The organism is Pirellulales bacterium (genome assembly GCA_036499395.1).
Lineage (GTDB): Bacteria > Planctomycetota > Planctomycetia > Pirellulales > JACPPG01 > JACPPG01.
Window position 1 is genome coordinate 114,687 of the sequence record DASYDW010000030.1, and the last position, 9,818, is coordinate 124,504.

10 protein-coding genes are annotated in these 9,818 nt (G+C 57.1%); 4 read left to right on the forward strand and 6 right to left on the reverse strand.

What is annotated here, in order from left to right; all coding sequences use genetic code 11:
- Positions 1-9 precede the first annotated feature (9 nt).
- From VGN12_06075 to VGN12_06095, 5 genes are all read right to left on the reverse strand, one after another.
- Positions 10-252 carry an AbrB/MazE/SpoVT family DNA-binding domain-containing protein gene (locus tag VGN12_06075; GenBank protein HEY4309001.1) on the reverse strand — a complete coding sequence of 81 codons (243 nt, stop codon included), beginning with the start codon at positions 250-252 and terminating at the stop codon, positions 10-12.
- Entirely contained in the window at positions 249-632 is a 384-nt protein-coding gene (locus tag VGN12_06080; protein ID HEY4309002.1) for a PIN domain-containing protein, read from the reverse strand. The genes VGN12_06075 and VGN12_06080 overlap by 4 nt, the downstream gene beginning before the upstream one ends.
- Entirely contained in the window at positions 625-879 is a 255-nt protein-coding gene (locus tag VGN12_06085) for a hypothetical protein (protein ID HEY4309003.1), read from the reverse strand. The genes VGN12_06080 and VGN12_06085 overlap by 8 nt, the downstream gene beginning before the upstream one ends.
- A gap of 237 nt (positions 880-1,116) precedes the next feature.
- Positions 1,117-4,479 carry a WD40 repeat domain-containing serine/threonine protein kinase gene (locus tag VGN12_06090; protein HEY4309004.1) on the reverse strand — a complete coding sequence of 1,121 codons (3,363 nt, stop codon included), beginning with the start codon at positions 4,477-4,479 and terminating at the stop codon, positions 1,117-1,119.
- On the reverse strand, positions 4,406-5,023 hold the full coding sequence (locus tag VGN12_06095; protein HEY4309005.1) for a sigma-70 family RNA polymerase sigma factor: 618 nt from the start codon (positions 5,021-5,023) through the stop codon (positions 4,406-4,408). Before VGN12_06095 ends, VGN12_06090 begins: the two co-directional genes overlap by 74 nt.
- 358 nt (positions 5,024-5,381) lie before the next feature.
- Between VGN12_06095 and VGN12_06100 the strand changes: the two genes are divergently transcribed.
- Entirely contained in the window at positions 5,382-6,347 is a 966-nt protein-coding gene (locus VGN12_06100) for a PEP-CTERM sorting domain-containing protein (GenBank protein ID HEY4309006.1), read from the forward strand.
- Between the two features lie 29 nt (positions 6,348-6,376).
- Here the strand turns inward: VGN12_06100 and VGN12_06105 are convergent, their stop codons facing one another.
- A complete protein-coding gene (locus VGN12_06105) occupies positions 6,377-6,508 on the reverse strand; it encodes a hypothetical protein (protein HEY4309007.1) in 132 nt (43 codons plus the stop codon).
- 116 nt (positions 6,509-6,624) lie between these two features.
- On the opposite strand from VGN12_06105, the gene VGN12_06110 reads away from it, so the two are divergent.
- The 3 genes from VGN12_06110 to VGN12_06120 all read left to right on the forward strand — a co-directional run bounded on the left by VGN12_06110 (position 6,625) and on the right by VGN12_06120 (position 9,689).
- On the forward strand, positions 6,625-7,965 hold the full coding sequence (locus VGN12_06110) for a hypothetical protein (GenBank protein HEY4309008.1): 1,341 nt from the start codon (positions 6,625-6,627) through the stop codon (positions 7,963-7,965).
- A gap of 279 nt (positions 7,966-8,244) precedes the next feature.
- Positions 8,245-9,084: a prepilin-type N-terminal cleavage/methylation domain-containing protein gene (locus VGN12_06115; protein HEY4309009.1), complete on the forward strand. Its 840-nt coding sequence runs from the start codon at positions 8,245-8,247 to the stop codon at positions 9,082-9,084.
- Positions 9,085-9,572: 488 nt separating this feature from the next.
- On the forward strand, positions 9,573-9,689 hold the full coding sequence (locus VGN12_06120) for an ArdC-like ssDNA-binding domain-containing protein (GenBank protein HEY4309010.1): 117 nt from the start codon (positions 9,573-9,575) through the stop codon (positions 9,687-9,689).
- Positions 9,690-9,818: the final 129 nt, after the last annotated feature.

Here is a 9,818-nt window from a genome sequence, read left to right on the forward strand (position 1 = left end):
AGACGGTGCTCAATCCTCCGTCGGCGGCTTCGTCGCCGTGTGACCTGTGCGGGAAGCCTCTCCCTCGCCCGAGCGAACCCAGTTCTTGTTTGGCTCGATACGCAATCCACCTTCGACCTCGCGCATGACAAGCGTATCTCCCGGCCGGACATCCAAGTGTTCCCTCACATCCAAAGGCAGCGTGATCCGGCCACGGCCATCCATCTTGATGACCCACAATTTCCACGATGCAGTTCCCAAGCCCAAAATCATCGAATTAACTCCAGCTTTACATCCAACCCGACTTTTTCCCAACGTCGATCCGCAGTAAGGACCGTCGCCTTGAGTTGCATGCCAAGCATCAGGCACACGCAATCGGCATACGACAGGCCATGTCCACGGGTCGTCGCATGCAATGCGCCGGACGCTTCGGCAAGGTCGCGGTCGAGATGGGCAACCCTGGGAAAGAACTGCTTCAGGAAAATTTGCACCCGATCGGCCGGAAAATTCGCCCGCAGCAGTTTTGATACGGCCTCAAGGAGGTTCGGCGTCGCCACGATGCACTGCTCGCGAACCTTCGCCACCTTGCGCTCACCGTTCTCGCCGAGAGCAAAGGCGAGTACGGCCGAAGCGTCTGCGACGACTTCACTCACGCTCCGCCTCGGTTCGACGCTCTGCAATCAGCTCGTCGACCAGACTTACTCCTGGAGCGATCTTTGATGCCGCCAGTGCACGGAACTCAGCCAGGCTCGTCGCCAGCGACTGCAACGCGACGTGCCCGTCGGCCACATCAACGATAACCGTGCCACCCACTTCTACCTTGAGCAGCTTGCAGACTTCCGGGGGCAGAACGACTCTCCTGCCATCCGACACCCGAACGTGGAAGATTTGATGCCCCATTCCGTCACACTCCCTTGTTGCCAACTCCTTCGACCGTGCCACAGCCGACCAAGTCAGTCAAGTTGAAAGTGCTACGCCACCAACGAGGCCCGTCGCCATTCGTAGCAAATAACCTCCTTTATTTAGCATGATCGGTTCCCTTGAACCGACGCGACCCGAATGCATTCAAAAAGGCCAAGGTTTGCCCGATGTCTGGTAAGAATGCTTGATAGTTCTGGATCGCAGTGAAGACCGGCACTATTCGAGGCCGACCTGTTCAGTCGGCGCGGGCTCTCCAAGCTCGAATGTGCTTGGTAAGCCCTCCTGCGCGTCCTTAAAGCGATAGACCCGCAGGCCGAACTGTTTGTCCCGTTCGATTCCCAAAACCAGCATCCCTGCAGTTGGATGTAACGCCATGGAAAGGACCTGCTCGTCTCGCGAACCCAGCGAAAGCAATTCGTTGTGGGTTTTCGTATCCCAAAATCGCACCGTGTTGTCGCCGTCGTGACTCAACAAAGTGCGACTGTCCGGCGTGAAAAGCAGCGCGGTGATACGTTGGTTATGTCCGACCAACTTTGCAACACCAGGACCGCCACGCACATCCCACAAATAAATCGTGTGGCTCGCTCCCCAAGCGGCTAGGTATCGACCGTCGTCCGACACCGTCGCTCCCGACGGCCGTTCCGGCATACTATATCTTTTGCGAAGGATCGGTCCGCAGAACTTACGCCTCAAAAGACACTGGTGGGACGAATCCGTCGAGATCCAAAGGTCGCCATCAGTAGTTTGAAAAACCCCTAAAAACGTTTCAGAAGTTGTGCTCGAATCTGTACTTGTTCCCTGTTCGCGATCAATGACGAGTACTTTTTGACCGCCCGACTGCGTCATTAACTTTAACACCATGTTTTTCCCGCCAGCGGAAAACCATACATTGTCAGCGCGCCGATGAGGATCGATATAGGCCTTAATCACTTTTCCGCTTTGGGTATTCCGGCTGCATACCGATCCGTCGGCTTCGATTAGTACGAGCTCATTGCCGCTTGAATCGAAGGCGACGTAGTTGGCGCCAGACGAAAGCGGTTGAACGTCATCTGACCATAGCATGCGCCCCTCGCCCATCGCGACCAGCTTCAGACTCGCTCGTCGTTCTCCAGTCCTCTCGCAAATTGACAGCCATCGCCCGCACGGCGAAAACGTCAATGCTTGTGGCGGTGCTGCCAACGGTGTGAATGTCGATCCGCCCTTGGTTGGCCAACGCCAAAGCCGAATCTTGCAGTCGCGCCCGCCCGAAGCAAACCACTCACCATTCGGCGACAAGTCCACCGCCAAAGTCCGACCGGAGTGAGCCTTAAAACGGTGGCCTGCGGTTGGGCTGCCAGCCAGGACCGGGGCGATGGGCCAAGCCTGTGTCGACCCGTCCCAAAAGCCGGCGCAAATCATATTGGTTGACGACGAATAGCGTACATTGCTGACAATCGATGACACCGGGATTGACGCAGCTTTTTTTCCAGTGTCCACGTCATGTAGAATGATCTCTCCGCCTGCACTGCCAATAGCGAAGTACCCTGGCCCCACGGGAATATGGCAAATTGCCCCGGCATTTTTCAAATCGGTCGCCCAACCGCCTACCAGGTTCAACGTGTTGCCGTCGATTAGCTGCACTTCGCTCGGCGATTTCAACACCCCTATGAGATTTCGATCCGCGATGTAGGCCAAGCCGATAATTTCGTTGGCATTTTTCGCTTCAGACGCCGGCACATCGGCGCTGAGGGGCAAGGGAGCGGTCTCACTCTGTTGTCCTGATGCTACATCAATCACGTGCAAAGTCGCGGTATCGCCACCCACTGCGAGCCGTGAAGACGCGCCGAGCCATGCGGCGGCGAAGATCCGCCCTGCATTGACTTTATTCTTAAACACTCTGGAACCATTCTCGACGCGATGAATGGCAACATGGCCGTTGTCTCCCACGACCGCCAGCATCGATCCGTCCTGAGAGAAACGCGAAAGCCTTGGGCCCAGCACGCCGCTCACGATAACCCGGCGACGGCTCCAATCCCCCACATTCCATAGTGTGGTCAGCCCTTCGGCGCCCGTGGACGCCAGCAAATCTCCACCGGGAGCGAATTCAATGTCGCGTACGGTCGAAAGTCCGCCGATAGTTTTATCCGAGTCGTTGGCCGACGCGCTCAGCACATCCCATTCGACTCCCTTCTGCACCTGCCCATGCGCCAGCGAAGCCGCACTTTGCAAGAATTCGAGCGTTTCGGCCCGATTGCCTCGACGAGACGATATTGCGGCACGTTGGATCGCCTCATCATAGCGGTGTTGCCGTTCCGTCTCTTCAGTTTCGGACGCAGTCGCCTTCGCGGCGGCAACCTCGCGAAACGCCATTTGACGGTCGCGCATCCATGCACTTGCAAAACCACCTAAAAGCAGTGCCCCCAGGCAAACCATCGCGATGAACGAACATATTAGAGGGTGCCTCCGGGCTAGTTTCCAGCTGCGTCGCCATGCAAGAATTGGTCCCGCATGAATCGGCCTGCCATCCAATGACCGCTGTAAATCGAAGGCGAGCTCCTGTGAAGTCCTGTAGCGTCTGTCGAATGATTTTTCCAGGCATTTCCCTATGATCGCGTTCAGGTCTCTAGTAGTGCTGCCGCCTAGTTGACCAATCGACGGCGGTTCGGCGTTACAAATCTGCCGGCGAACATCCTCGCTCGTCTTGCCATCGAAGGGACGGCGACCAGTTACCAGCTCGTACAGGATCACTCCCAACGAGAAAATGTCCGACGCCGGTCCGACTTGATCGGCAAGTCCGGCTGCCTGCTCAGGCGACATGTAGTAGTCGGTGCCGATGACGTCGGTGGTCCCGGTGACACTGGATAGTTCAGCAGGGCGTGGTCCGCGAGCCAGTCCAAAATCAGTTATCACCGTCTCGAAGGGAAGTAAGCCCGGAATTCTGCACGGGCGCAATAGTATGTTGTTGGGTTTTAGGTCCCGGTGGACGACGCCATTCTCATGAGCAAAATGGATCGTCCGTGCGAGATGGTTCACAATTTGCATCGCAACTCGCATTGGCACGTTTGTCTGAGCCGCAGTCCAGGCTGCCAGATTCGGTCCGTCGACCAATTCGAGTGCGATGTAGCTAATCACGCCAACTTCGGCCGAGTCAAAGACTTCGACGATTCCCGGGTGCTTTAGCGCCGCAAGCGTCGTGGATTCGTCATTGAATCGCCGGCTTCCGACCGGGTGCATCAGCACATGGGGCCAGGCGACTTTCAGCGCCACGCGCCGCAGTAGCTTCGTGTCAAACGCTTGAAACACGGCGCCAAAAGCGCCCCGACCCAAGAGAGATTCCAACTTGAATCTGCCGAGGGCGCGCGGCGTAGCGAACCAGTCCAAGCCATCAGCGCCCAGTTTTGCTCCCTGTTGGTCGCGCTGGAGCAGATTGAGCAAGACCATTAAGCCAATAGCATCTGAGTCGTTCCAGGAGAGCAACTCTTCAAGAGTCCGCCCCTCTTCGCGCCCTGCAACAGACTCATTCAGGTCAGAGTTTGGCATCGAATTCCAGGAGGCTCCGTAGATTCTCCATGGCGCGCGCATAAGCCTTCCGAGAGGCATCGCACGCCCACCCGGTCAAGGCCTCAATCTCACGATAACGCAGCCCCTCGATCACTCGCAAATTGATGACAAACTGTTCGTGCGTTTTGAGCTGCCGAAATGCACTGTACGCCCGACGTCCATCATCCCGAAGTTGGGCCGTCTGTTCCGGTCCAGATGCGGATTCAGCGGACGACATTCGCTGAATTATGGACAGTCCGATCTCTTCCTTGCGCTCGGCGGCATTGCGAAATCGATAGTTGCGAATCCATTCCTGGCGTTTTCGGCGCAAAATCGTGCGAGCCCACTGCTTGAAGTCGGCAAACGAGTTGCGTTCGAACCGGTCGAAGTTCGCTCTGGCTTGCACGAGCGTCTCCTGAATCAAATCCGATAGCCCGCGCGATGGTCCCAAATCCTGGGGTTTGCTACGGCGCGAGTGCTCAGCCCAAAGCTGCGCGGACAGTACTTCCAATAGCTCGTTGAGCGCAGTAGCGGAGCCAGCCCTGGCATCGGTAATTAGCCGATCGACGGCCGCCACCGATTCGTTGGGATTGAAATTACGCATAGAGCGGCCGCGCCTTCGGTCCCGGAACGATTCCTTGCCGGACGCCAGAAAGTATGCGACGAGTCGCTTAGGGTTGCAATTGTCTTCTTAAGTCTTCCTGACATAAGTAGTTCTAACAGACCTGTCCGGATTGCCGTACTGGCGCTTACCGGTCTTGGAGCTCAGATCAGACTACTTATTTGGTCTCTCTTTTCCGGTCATAGACCAATTCGCGGCACTGCAGGGCCAATAATCGTCTCAGTACGGTAAAAACATCCTCCGGGTGTCCGCTTTTGCGAACTGGCGCATGAATATAGTATCCGGCGCTCGTCGCGGCGGCCGGGAAACTACGCGCACCAGGTTACAAGCAATTCAGAGAATGCCCATGACGCTCAAGGCCTTGTCATTCACGTTGTCTGCCGCACTGATCGCATTCGTGTTGTCCGTTTTCTCGCCGACCGCTTCCGGCCAAAGTCTCTTTGTCGCCAGCGTGGGGGATGGTCGTTTGCACCAATTCACGTTGGGAGGCGCCCCTCTATCGACATCCGATGTTGGTGTGAACGCACTGACCGACGTTGCCGTCTCCGGCGACTCACTATTCGCCACATCCGTTAGCGGCTATGTCGCGGAGTACACAATGGCGAATTCGTTGATTAATTCTACTCTTTTCGTTCCATCGCTCGAAGACAGAAACCCCTACGGTATCGCCGCGGATGCGTCGAACCTGTATGTCACGACGTTCGGCCCCTCCGGCGCCGGCGACGGCGCCGTAGGTGAGTACACTTCTGCGGGCAGCGTCGTGAACGCCTCGCTGATTACCGGCTTGACGGGTCCCATTGGGATCGCCATCGACGGCGATGATCTTTTTGTTTCCAGCTACGCCCTCGGCACCATCAGCGAATATACGACCTCGGGAACGCTCATCAACGCTTCGTTGATTTCCGGGCTGAACGGCCCGTATTATATGGCCATCAGCGGAGGCAACCTCTACGTCACCGAATCCGGCAATGGTACCGTCGGTGAATTCACCACCTCCGGCGCCACGATCAACCCGTCGCTTATTTCCGGATTGCAGTACCCTACTGGCATCGCCGTCTTTGGCAACGATCTGTTTGTCGGTAGCTATGACTTAGGGACGATCGGCGAATACACCACGACAGGCGCGGTAGTTAATGCTGCATTAATTTCCGGCTTAGATCGCCCCTACGGAATGGTCGTCGTTGCTCCAGAGCCTTCGACATTATCGTTGGTAGTGGCGGGATTCGGCCTGGCGGTGCTCTTCGGCGCCTCGTGTCGCTGCAGACGAACTCGGAGGATTTCCGAAACCTTCCCCCAAGGGTCGTGAGGGCATTGCATTCCCGGTGCCTGAGCCTTCTACCATACTTTTATTGGCAACTGGCGGTGCCCTTGTGTTCTTTCAAGCTCACTGTTCTCGACGGCGATGCGCTTGCGTTGTGTTTTGATTTGCGCTACTTTCGGGCAGCCAACAACATCGCCGGTTGCCATTGCCCCGTTCTCCAAAGCGCCCTTCTCCACAGACCAAGTTATCTTCCTGGCCCACAACACGGCCCCATGAAAAGCGGACCATCAGACTCGTCGTCCGCCATTTTGCCCCGCATGGGTTGACCGTCGCCTCCTATCTGGCAGCCGCCGCCAAGCATCCGGTTCTCTACCAATCCAGGGCCCAAACGATCATCGGCAATATTGAGGGTGGCGCAGCCTGCTTTGCCGATCACGGCCTCTCGACACGCCGGTATCTGCTGGCAGCCTTGGCACAACCTCACCTCTTTGGGCTGAAGCCTGCTACGCTCAAGCTTATTGGAGAGGTCATTGCGCAGCGCTTCTCACCCGATGGTCTGACCCTCCCCGCCTTTCTCCGGGCCGCCCTCAAACAGCCGCAGCTTTTTGGCCAGAAGCCGGGGACACTAATCAGAAACGTCGAAACCGTCGTGGGCCAATTTACTGCGGAAGGCCTCACTCTTCCCGCGTACCTCCGGGCGGCGCTCAGGCAGCCGCAGCTCTTCTATCAAAATCCGCAGCAATTGATCTTCAATGTCGCCGGCGTTGTGGACCATTTTGCCCCACAGGGCCTGACCGTCAGCCGGTATCTGACAGCCCTTGTCAAACAACCCTCGTTGTTCGCCTACAAGCCTGACACACTGATCGGCCATGTAGAAAAGGTGGTCAGCACGCTGCCCGCCGGAGTAGTCGATATCAGGGACTATTTGCTGGCGGCCCTCAAGCAGCCGTCACTTTTTTATCAGCATCCAGCGACGATTGTTGCCAATATCGAAGGCGTGGCGCGGCATTTCGAGTCGGCCGGGCTGACGATCCGCGCGTACGCCCGGGTGGCGTTGGCCCAACCATCGCTCTTCTGCACGAAAAGCCAGACCGTCATCGATGGTGTTGAAACAGTCCTGCGGCGATTTGCCGACGTCCCACTCAACGCCACGGACTACCTGGCCGCGGCGCGGCGGCAAGCGCCGCTCTTTACTCTGTCACCGGCAACGATCATTCGACACATCGAAATCGTCTTCGCACTGCATGCGGAGGGTGTATTCATCACGACCCATCACACCCCTGAAAGCAAACCTGAAGACTCGTCCCAGGCCGACGTTCTACGGTTTTTGTTGAAATATCCACGCCTAATTTGCCTCGAAGACCGTAACCTCAAACTCCGCAGGATTTTCAAAATCCTGACCGATGCACGAGCAAGCCCGGCTGTTCTCACACGCAGCCGCGCGGAGATCGAACGCGATCTGATGCGCCATCTAGAATTTGACGGCTCATCTTTGGAACTAGCAGTCGAGCACCTCGACGGAATCGACGCTGAAGCCGCAGTTGATGCAGACTGTGCGACGATCGAGCAGGCCCTTGGCGATCCGCGAAGCCTGGACAGCGCGGAGAAGCGACGGCTCCTGATTTCCCTCATGCGCCAAGGATTCCTCCAAGGCACCGGTTAAGTTCGCGCCGAGGATGCTACCGGCCGACGCGAACGCTCCCCAACATCGTGACTTGTCAAGATAATTAGTCCTCATCCTGTCGCGTACTGCAAATGAGCAGAGCAATCTGACGAGTTAACCGTGCGGTAAACCACGAAACTTAACGATTGCTAAACTATCTCCAGCTAACATCACGCTCAACGCTACGCAAATCCGAGACGCATTATCTTGAGTAGCCTGGCGATGGCGCAGCCCATATCCTGTGGCTGATACCACTGTGCAACAACTGATGGAGACAATATGCATCTACTCGACTCAAAACCACTGAAGCAGGCGGGCTTTACGCTCATCGAATTATCGATCGTGCTGGTGATCATCGGGCTTATCGTGGGCGGCGTACTCGTCGGCCAGGACCTGATCAAAGCGGCAGAAATTCGCGCTACCGTAGGCCAGGTGGAAAAATACAATGCGGCCGTCAACACTTTCCGTACCAAATATAACGGCATCCCGGGCGACTTAGTCTATACCCAGGCCAGCGCTTTCGGCCTCGTGCTTCCTGCAGCTGGTATCACCAGCGGAGGCGGCACCGGTCTTGGTGACGGCAACGGCCTCATCCAGGATACGGCCAGCGCCAACGCACCGATCGGCGAACCCCTCATCTTCTGGCAGCATCTCTCCACCGCCAGTCTGATCGACGGCTCGCTCGGCACCAACATCACCTCTGGTGCAGTAATCGCCACCAGCGGCACGGTTTCGCAGTATCTGCCTTCAGCCAAGCTCGGCCGCGGCAACTACTGGGTAGTCGGCTCGGATACCGGCACGAACTACTACATCTTAGGTGGCGTGACTAGCATCTCCTCTACTGCCTATACTTACAGTCTGGCTCTTACGCCGATCGAGTCCTATAACATCGACGTGAAGCTTGACGATGGCGCTCCCGATACCGGCATCGTCCAGGCGCGGACTAATCACGTCAGTGCTTTCGGTTCTCTGAGTGGTACTTACGGCAGCACGATCGCTCCGACCACTGGCTGTATCGTTGCAGGTGCTGCGGGCGTTACCGATCCGTCATCTACCTATAACCGTGGCACCACCAGCGGCACTACGCCGAACTGTATGCTGCGCTTCCGCTTCAACTAATAAAAAAAGCCGGATCTTCTTATGAGGGCCGCCCTTCGGGGCGGCTCATTTGTTTGGTATCTGATCATTTGAGTTTTCTCCCCATCATTTTTCGGCGCAAGAACTGGCACCTCGCCTTCGGCGACCAGATGCTTCCAGGCTCCGCGTTAGCTGCGGTCGCATTCGCGACGAGCAGAGCTCCGTTCCCGCCTCTTTGAGCATCGGCTGCGCGCAGCCTCTAGCTGTCATCTGACGATGGCTGAGGACGTGCTTCACGCATTACCGAGCTAGGGGGGCACATCCCCCGGGCCGTCAAGGATCGGAGCCACGCGACCGCCTTCGGTTTCCCTCCCGTCTTCCTGCGCTAGCGCTCCGTGCAGACGGGCGCCTCCCAGCGGCGGTCGTCCTTGACTGCCCTCCCCCTGACTTTCGGGCATTCGCCCCCGTTGCCCAAAAGCATGTGCTTTTGATGCACCGGGTTTTTTCAATTTCAGAGGGAGAAGTTTCAGATGGCTACCGCAACCGACAACAGCAGCCGGACCGACATCTACACGATGATCACCAACCGCATCGTCGAAGCGCTTGAGGCGGGCACAAGGCCCTGGCTCAAGCCTTGGAGCCTGTAGCCATGATGCCTCCGTTTTCAGGGTCGCGTTCCTATCCGGAAGGATAGCGTGCCGGGTGTCCGAATCGTGTTGTCAGATTGCGGGTTTGGGCCTTTTCTTTGGCGTCGTCAACTCTGGCGGATGGCCGGT

Bases quoted from the DNA above. Each gene is read 5' to 3' on its own strand.
- VGN12_06075 (HEY4309001.1), bottom strand. From the start codon at position 252: ATGATTTTGGGCTTGGGAACTGCATCGTGGAAATTGTGGGTCATCAAG.
- VGN12_06085 (HEY4309003.1), bottom strand. From the start codon at position 879: ATGGGGCATCAAATCTTCCACGTTCGGGTGTCGGATGGCAGGAGAGTC.
- VGN12_06090 (HEY4309004.1), bottom strand. From the start codon at position 4,479: ATGCCTCTCGGAAGGCTTATGCGCGCGCCATGGAGAATCTACGGAGCC.
- VGN12_06095 (HEY4309005.1), bottom strand. From the start codon at position 5,023: ATGCGTAATTTCAATCCCAACGAATCGGTGGCGGCCGTCGATCGGCTA.
- VGN12_06100 (HEY4309006.1), top strand. From the start codon at position 5,382: ATGCCCATGACGCTCAAGGCCTTGTCATTCACGTTGTCTGCCGCACTG.
- VGN12_06105 (HEY4309007.1), bottom strand. From the start codon at position 6,508: ATGGCAACCGGCGATGTTGTTGGCTGCCCGAAAGTAGCGCAAATCAAA.
- VGN12_06115 (HEY4309009.1), top strand. From the start codon at position 8,245: ATGCATCTACTCGACTCAAAACCACTGAAGCAGGCGGGCTTTACGCTC.
- VGN12_06120 (HEY4309010.1), top strand. From the start codon at position 9,573: ATGGCTACCGCAACCGACAACAGCAGCCGGACCGACATCTACACGATG.